Origin of the sequence: Colwellia sp. MB02u-10, assembly GCF_014077185.1 — a bacterium.
GTDB lineage: Bacteria > Pseudomonadota > Gammaproteobacteria > Enterobacterales > Alteromonadaceae > Cognaticolwellia.
In genome coordinates, this window is the sequence record NZ_JACGVK010000111.1 from 35,096 (window position 1) to 51,848 (window position 16,753).

The following is a 16,753-nucleotide window of genomic DNA, read 5'->3' on the forward strand; positions in this document are numbered from 1 at the left end:
GAGTCAATTATTAACTGGATGTGATGCTTTATCGTAGCAAATTTCTACTAAAAAACGATATTTCGTTCTAATATCACCCGAATTAGAGATTATTCGACTAAATTGTTATTTTTTGTGCTGCTTAAGATAGAATCAAAATGTGGTTTTGTGCTAGAATCGCGCCAGAAATTTTAACTAGAGCCAGTGAACCTTGATTTATCAAAAGTAAATTAAGACTTTGCTGAAATACACTGAAATCAGTCGTTTTGTTATTTGTCTGCGCTCATTGTTGTGGTGTTTTGCAACAGAAAGTGCAGTTAAATAGCTCAAAAATTGATTTTGATTACTCCCATCAAAAGTAGTGCAAGTGTTTATGATTACAATAAAAAAAGGTCTGGATGTTCCTGTAGTAGGTGCCCCCCAGCAGGTAATCCATGATGGTCCGTCCATCAAAACTGTTGCAACATTAGGTGAAGAGTTTGTGGGTATGCGCCCAACCATGTTTGTTAAGGTTGGAGAAAGCGTTAAAAAAGGTCAGGCACTTTTTGAAGATAAAAAGAATCCTGGCGTTATATTCACAGCTCAAGCTTCAGGTGTTGTTAAAGAAATTAATCGTGGCGAAAAGCGCGTATTGCAATCAGTAGTCATCGAAATTGGTGGCAGTGAGCAAGAAACGTTTACTTGTTATGCAGCTAACGAACTCAACTCCATTGCGCGTGAAGATGTTGTTGCAAACCTAATTAACTCAGGTTTGTGGACGGCATTACGTACACGTCCATTTAGTAAAGTTCCTGCGGTAGATGCCAAGCCTGTTGCCATATTTGTTAGCGCTATGGATACTAATCCATTGGCAGCAAATCCAGCACTAATTATTGCCGAGCAAAGTGCCGCATTTGCGAACGGTTTAACTGTGCTTGCGCGCTTAACTGACGGTGAAGTTTTTGTCAGCAAAGCGCCAGATAGTGATATTGCGGTTAATTCATCTGCTATTGTCAATGAATTTTCTGGAAAACATCCTGCTGGTTTAGTTGGCACACATATGCATTTTTTGAAGCCTGTTAGTGCTGATAAAGTTGCATGGCATGCTGGCTATCAAGATGTAATTGCGATTGGTAACTTGTTTACTTCTGGTGAATTAGACAGTAGTCGTATTATTTCTTTAGCTGGCCCTGCTGCAAAGAACCCTCGCTTGATTCGTACCGTATTAGGTGCAAATGTTGCAGAAATTATTGCTGATGAAAAACTTGATGGTGAGTTACGTGTCGTTTCAGGTTCATTGCTATTAGGCGCAATTGCTTCAGGTGTTAAAGATTACTTAGGTCGCTATCACACGCAAATCTGTCTGATCCTTGAAGGTAGAGAAAAAGAGTTTATTGGTTATATGTACCCGGGCCCTAATAAATTCTCGGTAACGCGTGCGTACATGTCACACTTCTTCCCTAAGAAGTTGTTCAACATGACGACTACAACCAATGGCAGTTCTCGAGCTATGGTGCCTATTGGTAATTTCGAACGTGTTATGCCGTTAGATATTTTACCGACATTGTTATTGCGTGATTTATGTGCCGGTGATACCGACAGAGCGCAACAGCTTGGTGCTTTAGAGCTTGATGAAGAAGATTTAGCCTTGTGTACGTTTGTTTGTCCAGGCAAAACAGATTACGGCGTGATCCTTCGTGATTGCCTAACCATAATTGAGAAGGAAGGTTAGTCATGGGCTTGAAAAAGTTTATTGAAGATATTGAACCGCAATTTGAAAAAGGCGGTAAATTTGAAACTTGGTATGCGCTTTACGAAGCGGTTGCAACAGGGCTATTTACGCCTGGTAAAGTGAATAAAGGTCAAACTCACATTCGTGACAGTATGGATCTTAAACGTATTATGATCACAGTATGGCTAGCGGTTTTCCCTGCCATGTTCTGGGGTATGTACAACATTGGTTTTCAAGCGGCTGACGCATTAGCGGCCGGTTACGCTTTACCTGATAATTGGCAAGTCGGTTTGTTTGAAATGTTGGGCGGTAGCCTATCTGCAGAATCTGGTTGGTTCAGCATGATGTGTTACGGTGCAGTGTTCTTCTTACCTATCTATGCCACAGTATTTGTTGTCGGTGGCTTTTGGGAAGTGTTGTTTGCCTCAGTGCGCAAGCATGAAGTTAACGAAGGTTTCTTTGTTAGTTCAGTACTTTTCTCGTTGATCTTACCGGCAACTATTCCGTTATGGCAAGCTGCTATCGGTATTACCTTTGGTATTGTTATTGCCAAAGAAATATTTGGTGGTACAGGTAAAAACTTCTTAAATCCAGCATTAGCCGGTCGTGCGTTTTTATACTTTGCTTATCCAACGGATATCTCTGGTGGCTCTGTGTGGGTTGCTGTTGACGGTTACTCGGGTGCAACAACGCTAAGTGCAGCAAGCCAAGGGCTAAACGATTATACCATTGGTACTGATTGGTGGAATGCTTTCTTAGGCTATATCCCAGGCTCTGTTGGCGAGGTTTCCACGGTAATGGTTCTGCTTGGTGGTGCTTATATACTTTATAAAGGTATTGCCTCATGGCGCATCGTGTTGGGTGTGTTCACCGGTATGGTGTTAACGTCAATGCTATTTAATGCCATTGGTAGTGATACCAATGCTATGTTTGCTATGCCTTGGTATTGGCACCTTGTCAGTGGTGGTTTTGCTTTTGGTATGATGTTTATGGCAACAGACCCAGTAACCGCAGCATTTACCAATAAAGGTAAATATTGGTACGGGGCAATGATTGGTCTGATGGTGGTACTGATACGTGTGGTTAACCCAGCATTCCCAGAAGGTATTATGTTAGCTATTTTATTCTCTAACTTGTTTGCTCCACTACTTGATTACTTTGTGGCTCAAGGCAATATCAAACGGAGGCTTGCTCGTAATGTCTGATACTAAAAAGAAAGAAACTTTCGGCGGAACTGTTGGTTTCGTATTTATAATTTGTTTAGTTTGTGCTGCCTTAGTATCAATTTCGGCGGTTGGTTTAAAACCCTTACAAACTGCCAATAAATTGCTTGATAAGCAAACTAAAATCCTTGAAGCATCTGGTTTATTAGCGATAGCGCTTAAAGCGGAAAATATTAAAGCTTTGGGTGGTGAATCTGAAAGTATTGTTGATACGTATGAAAAGTATGTTGATGCCAAGATGATTAGCTTAGCAACAGGTAAAGTCATTGAAGGTAATGTTAAAACCTTTGATGAGCGTGCTGATGCGCGTGATGTCAATAAAAGCTCAAAACCTGAAAATGATATCGCTGGTATTAATCGTCAAGCGGATAACGCCGTGGTTTATTTGATTAAAGATGAACAAGGTAAGGTATCAACGATAGTATTGCCTATTGTTGGCTCTGGCTTATGGGATCTAATGTACGGCTTTGTTGGTTTAGAGTCTGATTTAAATACTGTGAAAAGCGTTATCTATTCTGATCTAAAAGAAACGCCGGGCTTAGGTGCTGAAGTACTTAACCCTAAGTGGAAAGCTTTGTGGCCAGGTAAGGAAATGTTTGACGAACAAGGTAATATAGCGATTCAAATTGTTAAAGGTGGTGCTAAAGCTGGCAATATTCACGGCGTAGATGCCTTGTCTGGTGCAACCTTGACCAGTAATGGTGTTGAGAATACATTGCATTTTTGGTTAGGCAAAGAGGGCTATGGCCCATTTATTACTAACTACCGCGCTGGAGGATTGAACTAATGGCTACTGATACTAAAAAAGTATTATTTGGACCTGTTGTTGATAATAACCCTATCGCCTTACAAGTGCTGGGTGTTTGTTCTGCACTGGCAGTTACAAGCTCATTAGCGAATGCGTTGGTTATGACGCTTGCCGTAATGCTAGTAACAGGCTTCTCAAATTTATTTATTTCACTTATTCGTAATCAAATACCATCAAGTGTTCGTATCATAGTACAGATGGTGATTATTGCTTCGCTGGTTATTTTGGTTGACCAAGTGTTAAAAGCGTTTTCTTATCAGCTATCAAAAGAGCTGTCGGTATTTATTGGACTGATCATTACTAACTGTATTGTGATGGGCCGTGCTGAAGCTTTTGCGATGAAAGAAAAGCCAGGGGTTAGCTTTTTAGATGGTATAGGTAATGGTTTAGGTTACGGTGCTGTGTTGATGGTTGTTGCTTTTTTCCGTGAACTATTTGGTTTTGGTACCTTATTTGGTTTTGAAGTGTTTACTTTGGTGCAAAATGACGGTTGGTACCAAGGTAATGGCTTATTAGTTTTACCATTTAGCTCATTCTTCATTATCGGTTTAATTATCTGGGCAATTCGCCAGTTCAGGCCAGAACAAGTAGAGAAGGATTAAGTCGTTATGGAACATTATTTAAGTATATTTGTTAAGGCTATATTTATTGAAAATATGGCATTAACCTTCTTCCTAGGTATGTGTACATTCTTAGCTGTTTCTAAGAAAGTTAGCACGGCGATAGGTCTGGGTGTTGCAGTTGTTGTAGTATTAGGCATTGCAGTACCAGTTAACCAAATCATTTATCAAGCGATTTTAGCGCCAGGTGCGTTAGATAGCGTCATGGGTGTCACCGAGGCGAAAGACTCGATAGATTTAAGCTTTTTGTCGTTTATTACCTTTATTGGTGTGATTGCGGCTTTAGTGCAAATTCTTGAAATGGTATTAGATAAATATTTTCCTGCGCTATACCAAGCGCTGGGTGTTTTCTTACCCTTGATTACTGTTAACTGTGCCATCTTTGGTGGTGTGTCGTTTATGGTAGCAAAAAACTTAACCTTAGGTGAAAGTGTTGTTTACGGCATTGGCTCAGGTGTAGGTTGGATGTTAGCAATAGTATTAATGGCGGGTATTCGTGAAAAGATGAAATACTCGGACGTACCTGATGGCTTAAAAGGTCTAGGTATTACGTTTATTTCTGCAGGATTGATGGCCTTTGGCTTTCTTTCTTTCGGTGGTATTTCACTTTAGGTTTATGTTGGTTTTAGCGAGCACTTACTTGCGAGTAAATGACTTAGTTAAAACCCTTAGAGAAAATTAAAGGAAAGTCGATGGAAATTATTATTCTCGGCGTATCGATGTTTACTGCGATAGTGCTAGCCTTAGTAGTGGTGATTTTACTTGCCAAATCTAAGTTAGTTTCTTCAGGTGACGTTACGATTAGCATTAATGGCGACCCAGAAAAGTCGGTAGTAACACCGGCTGGTGGTAAGCTTTTAGGCGCACTTGCTGACCAAGGTATTTTTATACCTTCAGCTTGTGGTGGCGGTGGTACTTGTGGCCAGTGTCGTGTAGACATACATTCAGGTGGTGGTGATTTGCTGCCCACTGAAGCAGGCCATATTAATAAGCGTGAAGCAAAAGAAGGTTGTCGTTTAGCCTGTCAAGTGGCTGTTAAGCAAGATATGGATATTGTGCTTGAAGATGAAATCTTTGGTGTTCAGCAATGGGAATGTGAAGTTATCTCTAACGATAACCAAGCAACTTTTATTAAAGAACTTAAGTTACAAATTCCAAATGGTGAGTCTGTACCTTTCCGCGCTGGTGGTTATATTCAAATTGAAGCACCTGTTCACCACGTAAAATACAGCGATTTTGATATCGATGAACAATACAAAGGTGACTGGAATCATTTTGGCTTTTTTGATGTAGAATCAAAAGTTGATGAGCCGACGTTACGTGCTTATTCAATGGCGAACTATCCAGAAGAAGAAGGCATTATCATGCTGAACGTGCGTATTGCTACGCCACCTCCAGGGCGTTTACATTTGCCAGCAGGTAAAATGTCGTCTTATATCTTCAGCTTAAAAGCGGGCGATAAAGTGACTATTTCAGGTCCATTTGGTGAGTTCTTTGCCAAAGAAGGCGAAAGTGAAATGGTCTTTATTGGCGGTGGTGCAGGTATGGCGCCTATGCGTTCTCATATCTTCGATCAACTTAAACGTTTGCACACTAAACGTAAAATATCGTTTTGGTATGGTGCTCGTTCTAAGCGTGAAATGTTTTATGAAGATGATTATAACGGCCTTGCAGCTGAAAATGACAACTTCAATTGGCATGTGGCGTTATCCGATCCACAACCAGAAGATAACTGGGATGGCATGACAGGTTTTATTCATAACGTATTACATGAAAACTACTTGAAAGACCATGAAGCGCCAGAAGATTGTGAGTACTACATGTGTGGTCCTCCAATGATGAACGCTGCAGTTATTCATATGTTGAAAGATCTGGGTGTTGAAGATGAAAACATCATGTTAGATGATTTCGGTGGCTAATTAAGTTCGCGAATTCATTAAGCGAAAAGGCGGCCTAGGTCGCCTTTTTAATACCTATTATCTTTTAATTTTATCACTGAATTTATTTAGCTAAAACAAGCGGTATTTTTTTATCAATGCCGCAGCTTGCTTTAGCTAAATAAACTTTTATTAAGGATATTGTGATGCAATATAGTTTTAACTTAACTAAGCACAAATTAGCGGCTAAATTATGGCTAATAACAAGCATGTTAGTTGTGTTTAGTGGTTGTTCACCCAGTAATGATCTTGCTCGTCAAGAATATTTGTTGCAAGGCAATACGATGGGCACCACCTATAATATTAAACTTGTGGGTCAAAACATAGACGCAGTTAAAATCCAGCAAGGTATTGATAAAAAGTTAAAACAACTCAATCAGGAAATGTCGACCTATATTACAGATTCTGAATTATCAACATTCAATCAATCAGGATCACTTTCGCCGGTTAATGTCTCAGCAGGTTTAGCTAGGGTAATTAAAGAAGCTATTCGCTTAGGAGAGCTAAGTAATGGTGCGCTTGATGTAACGGTAGGGCCATTAGTTAACTTATGGGGTTTTGGGCCAGAATATCGTCCTGAAACCATACCAAATAATGAATTATTAGCGGCCACCAAAGCGCGAGTGGGCTTAGATAAGTTAGCATTTAAAAATGGTATGTTAAGTAAAAGTATTCCCGATCTTTATGTTGATTTGTCAACCATTGCCAAAGGTTATGGCGTTGATTTAGTCGCTGAGTTCGTCGAGGCGAATGGTATCAATAACTACCTCGTTGAAATTGGTGGAGAGATGCGTCTTAAAGGTTTTAAACATACCGGTGAACTTTGGCATGTTGCGATTGAAAAGCCTTTAAGTACTGAGCGTGCTGTTCATCAAATCATAGTGCCAAAAGATAACGCGGTTGCTACTTCAGGCGACTACCGCATTTATTTTGAAGCTGACGGCCAACGATTTTCGCATATCATAGACCCAAAGACCGGCAAGCCGATTAATCATAAACTGGTTTCTGTGACGGTAATTCATCCATCATCAATGACTGCTGACGGTTTATCTACGGCAATGATGGTGATGGGTGAAGAAAAAGCGCTGGCGTTTGCAGAGGCTAATGATCTTGCGGTTTACATTATTGAGAAAACTGATCATGGCTTTGTCGAGCAAAGCACGGTAAAATTCATGCAGTACCTCAAGTAGGTTTGCAGGGGTTTATTTACGTTACTGACGTTATTCTCGTTATTTAAAAGTTATTTTTATAATCAACTTATTAAAGTTTTATCAAATAGGTAGGCACTCATTATGGTTATTTTTTTAATCACCTTATGTTTTTTTCTCGTTATTGTTATGGCAATGGCAGTAGGTTATATATTTCAGAACAAAACGCTTGCTGGTAGTTGTGGTGGGCTAGCGAACGTTGGTATTGATAAGTCATGCAACTGTGATGATCCTTGTGAAAAGCGCCAAGAACGTGATCGAGTAGCGGCATTAACCATTGGCGACATCAGTGTGAAAAATATTTAGGCTGTTGGCGTAAATAAAGTTTTTAGCGCACTGTGTTATCAAAAATTGCAGTTTACATAAGATAATTTTTAGAAAAAGGTGAGCTAAGCTCAGCTTTTTCTGTTTAGGTTGAGCCGTATGACTTGAGCCATTGTTCCTTTTAGCCATTGTGCTTTGAGCCATCGTGGTTCTTTTGCATTAGCAGACCCTTGTAGCTCGATGTCAAGGCAGGTGATGCTTAGTTAATGGTTAGAAATTTTAGAGGTAACGTTAACTATTTACCATTAACTTCTGCCATTAACCATGGTAATAACTTAACTAAAACGCTTAAATAAGTCGTTCAATTAGCCAATAGATAGCGATAACGGCAATAGCAATATTAAGCGACAGCACTAACCTTTTTTGATACCAAACTTTACTCCTCAAGGGATATAAACAAATAAAAGCCAGGGCAATAACCGTCAGTTGTCCTAGTTCAACGCCAATGTTAAATGAGATCAAACTCAAGGCATATTGACTCTGCGCCAATCCTAGATCGCCTAATACCGAAGCAAAACCTAAACCATGTAATAAACCGAAGGCAAATATTATCGGCATGCGTGTATAACTAGTGGTATTTGTTTGTGCTCGGTAAATATTTTCAACGCCTACATAGACAATAGATAAGGCAATGAGCGGCTCTACAATTGCGCTAGACAAGGCTACAACACCGTAAATACCTAAGGCAAGGGTAATGGTATGCGCTAGGGTAAACGCAGAGACTTGCCATAGTAAAGTGGAGCGACGTTTAGCAAAAAGTAAAAGGGCTAAAACAAAAAGAATATGATCTAAGCCCAGTGGCAGTATATGAACAAAACCCTGATAAATATAATCAGCAGCAAGTTTTATTCTTGTAGGTACTATAGCGTTACTTGCTGCTAAGTTGGCGTTGGCTAAACTAATTTTATAACGGTTACTTAGGCTTGCTGAACGGATGATTTCTTGCTGTGGTCGAATCACTTTCAGTACAATATCACCCAATAATGGCGAAAATCGCACGGCAACTTCATCCACCCCTTGTGGAATATCGCCAATTACGTTTAATTGTGCTTTATATTCTGCTAAGCCGGCTTGTTGAGACAATATTCGCTTTAAATGCTGTAATTGTAAGCCTTTAAAGGGCGAGATATTGTGCTTTAGATTTTGTTCTATGTTCCCGTCAATATTTCTATGCTCATTTATATCAGTAAAGTGCAGACTAGTTTGCTGGCTCAAAATAACTTGCAGATGTTCGAGTAGCTTTTTTTGTTCAATAAACGAGTGCTGATTGAGTACGCCAATCACCTGAGCGTCATCACCTGAGATGTCGAGATGTTTTTTGAGTAAATGCAGCAAGTCTACCGTAACAACAAGTTGATAATATTTACTGTTATCTAACGATAACGTCGCCTTATTAATATCATTGCTATGGGCAGAGCTAGCGCATGAAAAAAATGCTGTGGTCAATAAAATAATAAAAATATATAGCGGAGAAAGTGCTCGCGTATGCAAAATAAAAACCTTTATGGTGAGAAAAAAATAGCGCTAAGCTATCGCATCTTTTATAAAATTAACAGTGATTTTAAAATGAAGGGGATACTTCTACATTTATATATCACAACTTATCTCTCCTTTACCTCTTCTTTACTGCTAGCTAGCGCTTATTAATGGACAAATATAAAAGCTAAACCTAAAGCTTATTATTTATCATGTCGATGGAAAGTAACAAAATTTTGCGATATATTATAATTTAGAGCAAAAACTTTAAAAATAATATAAGCCACATGTTATTTCGCAGATTATAATACTGTGGGCAATACTTCTGCTTTGCTAAAATTTAAATGATTTAGCAAAGCAGAGGGCCTTATTCGTTACTTATCAGCGCGAATTTATCCGCTTAATCAGATCAAATTGATACATTAAAAAGCGAGTAAACAGCCGAGTTAAGTTTGAAAATAGTACAAGCCAATAAAAGAGCCATTTTAGTCATGGGTCAAGGCTAATAACCAGAACAATATTGAGTTCATTAGGTACTTATGTTTAAAAAAATATTATTAATTCTGTTACTTTCATGTATTCCTGTTACTGCTTGGGCCTCAGGTCACGGCAGTATTGATTTAACCAACTCGATATTTGGTTTCACTGCCCTTATCTTATTCTCAATCGCCTACCTACTGGTTATTGGTGAAGACGTTATCCACTTAAGAAAATCAAAACCTGTGCTTGTTGCCGCGGGTGTTATTTGGTTAATTATTGGCTGGGTATACACCCAGCATGGAGTGCCCTTAGAGGCAGAGGAAGCCTTTAATCATAACTTACTTGAATATGCGCAGTTATTATTATTTCTTCTTGTGGCCATGACCTACATTAACGCTATGGAAGAAAGAGGTATTTTCGATGGCTTGCGTTTATGGATGGTTTCTAAGGGCTTGAGCCTTAGGTCGTTGTTCTGGGTAACGGGTATTTTAGCCTTCGCGATTTCTTCATTTGCTAACAACTTAACTACTGCTATGTTGATGTGTGCCATTATATTAAAAGTGGCGTCGAAGGATAAAAAGTTTATCAATATAGCCTGCATTAACATTGTTGTTGCGGCTAATGCGGGGGGGGTATTTAGCCCGTTTGGCGACATTACTACTTTAATGATTTGGCAGTCAGGGCTGGTTAAGTTTGAACAATTTATTGTTTTGTTTATTCCCTCAGTGGTCAATTTTGCAGTACCCGCCATCATCATGAGCTTTTTCATTTCCAATGAAAAGTCGACGGCAGTCGTCAGTGAAACTTTCCAAATAAAACGAGGAGCAAAAAGAATTGTCGCACTTTTTGTGCTGACCATTGCAACCGCTGTGTTATGCCATAGTGTGGTTAATATGCCACCCGTGTTAGGTATGATGATGGGATTAGGTTACTTAAAATTCTTTGGTTTTTATTTACGTATGAGCCTACCACGATCTTTAGATAAAAAACGTAATAAAGCCGAAGCTGAAAACGATGCAGAAGCATTGAAAAAGCTTGGCAATATTATACCTTTTGATATCTTTGACAAAATAGCACGAGCAGAGTGGGACACCTTACTGTTCTTTTATGGCGTTGTTATGTGCGTGGGTGGTTTAGGCTTTATGGGCTATTTAAGCTTAGTTTCAGAGGCCTTGTACAGTAACTGGAGCCCAACTTATGCCAATATTGCTGTAGGTGTATTATCAGCCATTGTTGATAACATTCCGGTAGTTTTCGCGGTCTTAAGTATGAACCCAGTGATGGATCTTCAGCAATGGTTATTAGTTACCATGACCGCGGGGGTTGGCGGCAGTTTATTGTCCATTGGCTCAGCGGCAGGTGTCGCGTTAATGGGGCAAACCAAAGGTATGTATTCTTTTATGGGGCACTTAAAGTGGAGTTGGGCTATTGCTTTAGGTTACGCGGCAAGTATTGGCGTACACTTTTTGATTAATGGTTAACATGTTTTCAATTTAGCTTAACTGAAAACATATGGTGTCGAACTCGCTATTGTTATTACGCCTAAAGCGTATTTAACCTTAGCTGGTTTGCCGCTTAATATAGTCACTAATAGCTTTAATGAGTAACCAGAAAAGGTGGTTGGCTCTATTTAATCACTCTTTAACTCAGTCTTCATTTTTAACAATCATTTCAGGCAAATTGTTGCTTTGCACTACCGCCTACGCCCGCTACCATTCAACATCTTATAATGATTTATATTGATAACTTAAGCCATTTCTTTATTTTACTATATTGACGCTAGCTTAATAAATGGTAAGGTAACTGTGTTTATATACAGTTATGGTCTATATTGTTATATCTTACATCAATTTATTTATATGGCATGGTAAATGTTTAAAGATAAGCCTCCGCAAAAAAAGATAATTCATATTGACATGGACTGCTTTTACGCCGCTGTTGAAATGCGTGATAATCCCCAGTGGCGTCATGTGCCTATTGCTGTTGGTGGCAATGGGCCGCGAGGTGTGTTGTGTACTTGTAACTATAAGGCGAGAGAGTTTGGTGTGCGCTCCGCTATGCCAAACGCTAGGGCGAAAGCCCTTTGTCCTGAACTGATTATTGTTAATGGCCGTATGTCAGTTTATCAACAAGTATCGCAACAAATTAGCGCCATATTACACCGTTATACTGATTTAATTGAACCTTTGTCGTTAGATGAAGCGTATCTTGATGTCACTGACTCACCGTTTTTTTATGGTAGCGCTACCTTAATTGCCGAACAAATACGCCGTGATATTTATAACGAGCTTAATCTCACCGCGTCGGCTGGTATTGCGCCCAATAAGTTTCTAGCTAAAATTGCGAGCGATGAAAATAAGCCCAATGGCCAATGTGTGGTTACGCCAGAAAATGTCAGCGCTTTTGTGGCTAATTTAGCGCTGAAAAAAATCCCAGGCATTGGGCCAAAAACCAGTGAAAAGCTAAAAGCTTTTGGTTTTGAAAGCTGCGCCGATGTAAGAGTTAGTTCGGTAGCAAAACTACACACTATAGTCGGTAAATTCGCTAACGTTATATACCAACGTAGCTTTGGTATAGATGACAGAGCACTTGAAACCTCACGGGTTAGAAAATCACTGGCAATTGAAACTACTCTGGCAGACGATATTGACTCCATTGAACAGTGCCAGGCAATACTAATAAGTTTATTTAGTAAACTACAACTGCGCTTAGCCAAGTATGCCGATCGTGAAATTAGCAAACAAACAGTAAAAATTAAGTTTGCCGACTTTAAGCAAACAACGGTTGATATTCAATCAAAATCTTGTCTTGAAGCTGTTTTTATTGAGTTATTACAAAAAGCTATGACCCGAGCTAATAATCGAAAAGTGCGTTTAATAGGCTTGTCATTGGGTTTTACTGAGCAGCTCAGTCATGATAAGCAAAGTCAGTTAGCCTTATTTTAGTCTTATGTTTTATTTTTGTTAATTTAGTGTTTATTTTTTATTTCCTTTGAAAGGTGTAATGCTAGGGCAAAGTGATCTAAGTACGGTTTAATAGAGTAAAATAATCCATATCAACTAATACAAACACCAATTTAATGACAGAAGTTTAAAGCTATTAATAGGATTTAATCTATGCTTTGAATTCTCAAGTCTTAATCATATTAAAAATGGCGGAAAATCATGTTAAAAAAAATTTTAGTGCTACCTACTACACTTTTTAGCGTTTTAGTGAGTGCAGTCGTGAGTACATTATTGAGTGTTTCATTGCATGCGCAAGAAATGGCCGATGCTGATATAACTGTGCAACCCGCTGCCGGCGGTGTTTATATGTTGCAAGGCCCAGGTGGTAATATTGGCGTGTTAGCCACAGAACAAGGTTTGCTATTAGTTGATGATAAATTTGCCCCATTAGCTGAGAAAATTGAAGCGGCAATGAAAGGCATTGAGGATAAAGCACTTAAATATATCATTAATACGCATTATCACGGTGATCATACTGGCAGTAATCAGTTTTTTTCACATAAAGCGCCAATTTTTGCCCATGAGAATGTTCGCAACCGGTTGAGCAGCAAAGCGGACCATGAAGTAGAAAGTTTGCCGGTAGTAACCTACAAAGATGGTATTACTATTTATTTAGCTGACGAAGAAGTTCAGCTAACACATTTACCGAGCGGCCATACTGACGGCGATACCTATGTTTACTTTAAAAAAGCGAACGTATTACATACCGGTGACTTATTTTTTGAAGTGGGTTTTCCTTATATCGACTTAGAAAGTGGTGGTAGTGTTAAAGGCTATTTAGCCAACGTTAAGTACATGCTTAAAAACACACCTGACGATGTAGTGATCATTCCAGGTCATGGCAAGTTAACCGACAAAAGCCATATGCTAGCTTTTGCGACAATGGTGGAGTTTAGTATCAATAAAGTGTCTGCGGCACTTGCTGCAGGAAAATCTGAACAGCAAATACTTAACGAAGGTATGGGTGAAAAATATCAGCATTTGTCTTGGGCATTTATTACTGAAGAGAAGTGGCTGAAAACTTTGGTTGCTGACTTAAAGTAATAGTTTGCTGACTTAAAGTCACAGGTGCTGAGTCAAAGTAATAGGTGAGTTATAATTCTTGGCTGTGTGAATACAAAGTCCAACAAAACTGTATTTAGCTGACCGACTAGAGATAATTTACCTATAAGGGCTTTTTAATAGCCCTTTTTTTATACGTAGAGTTTACAGGTTGTAAGGTATGTTTGGGTGGCATGGCCATTACTCAATGATCATTATCTTTGCATCACTAACGGCTTATCGAACTGAATTTTTGCGTTTAAGTTACTCAAACATGAAAGTGAAAAATAAGATGATTTATTAACATAATTTTAGCTTACTTAAGCTTACTTTAAGATTTCAGTAATAGAATGACATTATGAACTTTTCAGGAGATAGTTATAATGTTAAACACAATTTCAAGCCATCAAGTACACGAGATAACTTCAACTGAAATATATCAAGATTATTCAGTTAATTTGACATCGCCTGAGCCATTGTCAAATAAGACTACGCCAACTCCATACTCACCAAGTACCCATTCACCAAGTACCCATTCACCAAGTGCCCACTTAACAAGTAATAATTCACTTGTTAAGCAAAAGTTTAATTTTGATATTCAAGTTGCGGCATTGGGCAGTAAGCAAAGAAGCGAGATTGAGCAATTTATCAAACAAGGTTTTCTCAAGAGCTATCAGGCGAAAGTTTCAGTGACTATGCCTCATTTGTTGGCTCTGTGTAATGGTACTTATAAAGCGGCTTTAGGCATTCGTAGTGGTCAAGACGATTTATTTGTTGAGCAATACCTTTCCGGTGCTATTGAGCAACAAGCTGTGTTTGTAAAAAATAATATTGACAGAAAAGATATTGTCGAAATAGGCCATCTTTTTAGTAACAATCAACGGTTCACTCTGCCGTTATTTATGATCACAGCCGTTTCTTTGTTTTATCTAAACTATAAATACATGGTGTTTTCAGGTACAGAAAAGGTGGTTAATTTAATGGCTAAATCAGGTGTGCATTGCACTCACCTTAGTGATGCTTACCAGAATAAAATTCAAACATCGACTGATGATTGGGGCAGTTATTATGCCACTAATCCAAAGGTTATTGCTGTGTCGTTGTCCGATGTTATCGCTTTGATAGGCCGACTGCCAATGTATCAAGCAATGTTTAAATCACTTGATAAACAAATTGCCCAAACATGTCAGCAACTAAGTTAAAAAGCTTTTAATTTATATGATTAATAAAAAGGTATTACCATGAAAAAATTCACATTATTAACACTCCTTTGTTGCCTTGTAAGCAACGTTTACGCGAATAATATCAGTAAGCTTAATTTTGATGACGCACTACTCGCCATACAGCAACAGTGGGTAGAAGCTAATTATGTTAAAACTCAAAAGGCACAAAAAAACGAGTTTACCGAGTTACAGCAAGCATCAAAAAAACTAACCGTTGAATTCCCTGACCATGCCGAAGCTTGGATTTGGCACGGTATTGTACAATCTAGTTTTGCGGGGGCAAAAGGTGGCTTAGGAGCACTTTCTTTAGTCGATGATGCTAAAAGTGCTTTTGAAAAAGCTTTATCTCTGGATGAAACCGCTTTACAAGGCTCTGCACACACCAGTTTAGGTATTCTTTACCTTAAAGTACCTGGTTGGCCACTGAGTTTTGGTGATGACGACAAATCTGAACAACATCTTAAAGCCGCTGTAAAAATGAATCCTACGGGGATTGATATTAACTACTTCTTAGCTGAATTTTATCTCGAACAAGACCAGTATAAAAAAGCAAAAGAGCACCTATTATTAGCACAAGTGGCTCCACAGCGAATTAACCGAGCCAGTGCTGATAAATTTAGACAGCAAGAGGTTTTAGTTTTACTTGCCAAAGTGAATAAAAGTATAGCGAAACATTAAGTTTAATCCTTAAGCATGGGATCATGGCGACTACAAAAAAGAAATGAATTTTGCACTATTAGCGTGGGCTTATGAAAGAAAGAGTATAAAAATTACGTAATAATACTGTAGTATAGTATTAGAAAAAATAATAAACTTACTTTTTAAATAAATGAATAAGTTGGCCTAATGAATCAAAATATTGAGAAAGAAAATATAATTACTTCAGTATCTGGTTCAGATAAGAATATAGGCGTCATAGATAGCTTTATGTCAGAACTAAAAAACAAAGAAGAAGTTAATCTGAGCATAAGCAAACAATTTGTTTTTTACAAAGCATTAAATGACTCATTTGTTTTACCTATTGAAGGTATAAATCGATACGGAACAAAAACTATAAATTACTTTTTTACTTCATTTTGTGGAGCTTTGTTATTGATGCTGTGGTTTCACTGGACCAGTCAATCAATTGAAAGTTGTTCTTATATATTTTTCTGCGAAACAGAAGTTAGTAGCGATTATTTATCCAATTGGGGTTTGTTTATATTGGGGTTATTCTTTTTGATAGGTGGTTTTTTTTACAAGACTAAAGAGCTCTATATTGATTCTGAGGGACAAAATAATGTTTTACTCGAAGTTGATATTAAAGACAAGGCTGTTACAGAGTTTATTGAAACACTACATCAATTGAAGAAAGTCTAACCTAAAAAAATCCCTAAGTACTCACTATATTTGAAGCGAAAAAGTTGACACACTCTAAAATAGCCTAGGTAATAACACTGTAGGAATCGGGGTTTAGAGTTGTATTTGTGCCGATTTCTCTCTGAGCAATTCCTTGAACGCGATTACTGCTGGACTAACTTGTTCCCTACTTGGACAAATTAAATGAAGTTGCACTACTGGAGACTGAAAATCAGGTAAAAGTGCTACTAATTTTCCATTGTGTAAATCTTCTGCGACATCTATTTCGGCTCTATTTGCAATACCTTTTCCACTAACAGCCCAGCGTCTAACAATATCAGTATCATTACTGACTCTATTACCAGCTCAACTATCCAACA

15 protein-coding genes and 1 pseudogene are annotated in these 16,753 nt (G+C 38.4%); 14 read left to right on the plus strand and 2 right to left on the minus strand.

Going from position 1 to position 16,753, the window contains the following annotated elements; all coding sequences use genetic code 11:
- Positions 1 to 352: 352 nt before the first annotated feature.
- The 8 genes from H4J59_RS07500 to nqrM all read left to right on the plus strand — a co-directional run bounded on the left by H4J59_RS07500 (position 353) and on the right by nqrM (position 7,792).
- Positions 353 to 1,690, plus strand: a complete 1,338-nt coding sequence (locus tag H4J59_RS07500) for a Na(+)-translocating NADH-quinone reductase subunit A (protein ID WP_182238169.1) — start codon at positions 353 to 355, stop codon at positions 1,688 to 1,690.
- Between the two features lie 2 nt (positions 1,691 to 1,692).
- Positions 1,693 to 2,895, plus strand: coding sequence for an NADH:ubiquinone reductase (Na(+)-transporting) subunit B (locus H4J59_RS07505; RefSeq protein WP_182238170.1), 1,203 nt, complete (start codon positions 1,693 to 1,695; stop codon positions 2,893 to 2,895).
- Entirely contained in the window at positions 2,888 to 3,700 is an 813-nt protein-coding gene (locus H4J59_RS07510; protein ID WP_182238172.1) for a Na(+)-translocating NADH-quinone reductase subunit C, read from the plus strand. The genes H4J59_RS07505 and H4J59_RS07510 overlap by 8 nt, the downstream gene beginning before the upstream one ends.
- Positions 3,700 to 4,323 carry an NADH:ubiquinone reductase (Na(+)-transporting) subunit D gene (locus H4J59_RS07515; protein ID WP_182233579.1) on the plus strand — a complete coding sequence of 208 codons (624 nt, stop codon included), beginning with the start codon at positions 3,700 to 3,702 and terminating at the stop codon, positions 4,321 to 4,323. Before H4J59_RS07510 ends, H4J59_RS07515 begins: the two co-directional genes overlap by 1 nt.
- Before the next feature lie 6 nt (positions 4,324 to 4,329).
- Entirely contained in the window at positions 4,330 to 4,953 is a 624-nt protein-coding gene (nqrE, locus tag H4J59_RS07520; RefSeq protein WP_182190996.1) for an NADH:ubiquinone reductase (Na(+)-transporting) subunit E, read from the plus strand.
- 80 nt (positions 4,954 to 5,033) lie between these two features.
- Positions 5,034 to 6,260: an NADH:ubiquinone reductase (Na(+)-transporting) subunit F gene (gene nqrF / locus H4J59_RS07525; RefSeq protein ID WP_182238174.1), complete on the plus strand. Its 1,227-nt coding sequence runs from the start codon at positions 5,034 to 5,036 to the stop codon at positions 6,258 to 6,260.
- Between the two features lie 164 nt (positions 6,261 to 6,424).
- Positions 6,425 to 7,468, plus strand: a complete 1,044-nt coding sequence (locus tag H4J59_RS07530; protein WP_182238176.1) for an FAD:protein FMN transferase — start codon at positions 6,425 to 6,427, stop codon at positions 7,466 to 7,468.
- Between the two features lie 102 nt (positions 7,469 to 7,570).
- On the plus strand, positions 7,571 to 7,792 hold the full coding sequence (nqrM, locus tag H4J59_RS07535) for a (Na+)-NQR maturation NqrM (RefSeq protein ID WP_182135079.1): 222 nt from the start codon (positions 7,571 to 7,573) through the stop codon (positions 7,790 to 7,792).
- A gap of 306 nt (positions 7,793 to 8,098) precedes the next feature.
- Here the strand turns inward: nqrM and H4J59_RS07540 are convergent, their stop codons facing one another.
- Positions 8,099 to 9,301: a HupE/UreJ family protein gene (locus tag H4J59_RS07540; protein ID WP_220469753.1), complete on the minus strand. Its 1,203-nt coding sequence runs from the start codon at positions 9,299 to 9,301 to the stop codon at positions 8,099 to 8,101.
- A gap of 524 nt (positions 9,302 to 9,825) precedes the next feature.
- Between H4J59_RS07540 and nhaD the strand changes: the two genes are divergently transcribed.
- The 6 genes from nhaD (at position 9,826) to H4J59_RS07570 (ending at position 16,394) form a co-directional block, all read left to right on the plus strand.
- Positions 9,826 to 11,247: a sodium:proton antiporter NhaD gene (gene nhaD / locus H4J59_RS07545; RefSeq protein WP_182238178.1), complete on the plus strand. Its 1,422-nt coding sequence runs from the start codon at positions 9,826 to 9,828 to the stop codon at positions 11,245 to 11,247.
- Positions 11,248 to 11,637: 390 nt separating this feature from the next.
- A complete protein-coding gene (dinB, locus tag H4J59_RS07550; protein ID WP_182238180.1) occupies positions 11,638 to 12,711 on the plus strand; it encodes a DNA polymerase IV in 1,074 nt (357 codons plus the stop codon).
- Positions 12,712 to 12,930: 219 nt separating this feature from the next.
- Positions 12,931 to 13,815, plus strand: a complete 885-nt coding sequence (locus H4J59_RS07555) for an MBL fold metallo-hydrolase (RefSeq protein ID WP_182238182.1) — start codon at positions 12,931 to 12,933, stop codon at positions 13,813 to 13,815.
- 380 nt (positions 13,816 to 14,195) lie between these two features.
- Positions 14,196 to 15,014: a thermostable hemolysin gene (locus H4J59_RS07560; RefSeq protein ID WP_182238184.1), complete on the plus strand. Its 819-nt coding sequence runs from the start codon at positions 14,196 to 14,198 to the stop codon at positions 15,012 to 15,014.
- A gap of 39 nt (positions 15,015 to 15,053) precedes the next feature.
- Entirely contained in the window at positions 15,054 to 15,713 is a 660-nt protein-coding gene (locus H4J59_RS07565; protein ID WP_182238186.1) for a tetratricopeptide repeat protein, read from the plus strand.
- Positions 15,714 to 15,881: 168 nt separating this feature from the next.
- Positions 15,882 to 16,394: a hypothetical protein gene (locus tag H4J59_RS07570; RefSeq protein WP_182238188.1), complete on the plus strand. Its 513-nt coding sequence runs from the start codon at positions 15,882 to 15,884 to the stop codon at positions 16,392 to 16,394.
- 93 nt (positions 16,395 to 16,487) lie between these two features.
- Here H4J59_RS07570 and H4J59_RS07575 read toward each other — a convergent pair.
- Positions 16,488 to 16,715, minus strand: a pseudogene (locus tag H4J59_RS07575) (LysR substrate-binding domain-containing protein); the annotation flags it as partial.
- Between the last annotated feature and the right edge of the window lie 38 nt (positions 16,716 to 16,753).

Coding starts and splice junctions, on each gene's coding strand:
- nqrM (WP_182135079.1), top strand. CDS start 7,571: ATGGTTATTTTTTTAATCACCTTATGTTTTTTTCTCGTTATTGTTATG.
- H4J59_RS07515 (WP_182233579.1), top strand. CDS start 3,700: ATGGCTACTGATACTAAAAAAGTATTATTTGGACCTGTTGTTGATAAT.
- H4J59_RS07570 (WP_182238188.1), top strand. CDS start 15,882: ATGAATCAAAATATTGAGAAAGAAAATATAATTACTTCAGTATCTGGT.
- H4J59_RS07560 (WP_182238184.1), top strand. CDS start 14,196: ATGTTAAACACAATTTCAAGCCATCAAGTACACGAGATAACTTCAACT.
- H4J59_RS07555 (WP_182238182.1), top strand. CDS start 12,931: ATGTTAAAAAAAATTTTAGTGCTACCTACTACACTTTTTAGCGTTTTA.
- nqrF (WP_182238174.1), top strand. CDS start 5,034: ATGGAAATTATTATTCTCGGCGTATCGATGTTTACTGCGATAGTGCTA.
- H4J59_RS07530 (WP_182238176.1), top strand. CDS start 6,425: ATGCAATATAGTTTTAACTTAACTAAGCACAAATTAGCGGCTAAATTA.
- nqrE (WP_182190996.1), top strand. CDS start 4,330: ATGGAACATTATTTAAGTATATTTGTTAAGGCTATATTTATTGAAAAT.
- H4J59_RS07510 (WP_182238172.1), top strand. CDS start 2,888: ATGTCTGATACTAAAAAGAAAGAAACTTTCGGCGGAACTGTTGGTTTC.
- H4J59_RS07500 (WP_182238169.1), top strand. CDS start 353: ATGATTACAATAAAAAAAGGTCTGGATGTTCCTGTAGTAGGTGCCCCC.
- nhaD (WP_182238178.1), top strand. CDS start 9,826: ATGTTTAAAAAAATATTATTAATTCTGTTACTTTCATGTATTCCTGTT.
- H4J59_RS07505 (WP_182238170.1), top strand. CDS start 1,693: ATGGGCTTGAAAAAGTTTATTGAAGATATTGAACCGCAATTTGAAAAA.
- H4J59_RS07565 (WP_182238186.1), top strand. CDS start 15,054: ATGAAAAAATTCACATTATTAACACTCCTTTGTTGCCTTGTAAGCAAC.
- dinB (WP_182238180.1), top strand. CDS start 11,638: ATGTTTAAAGATAAGCCTCCGCAAAAAAAGATAATTCATATTGACATG.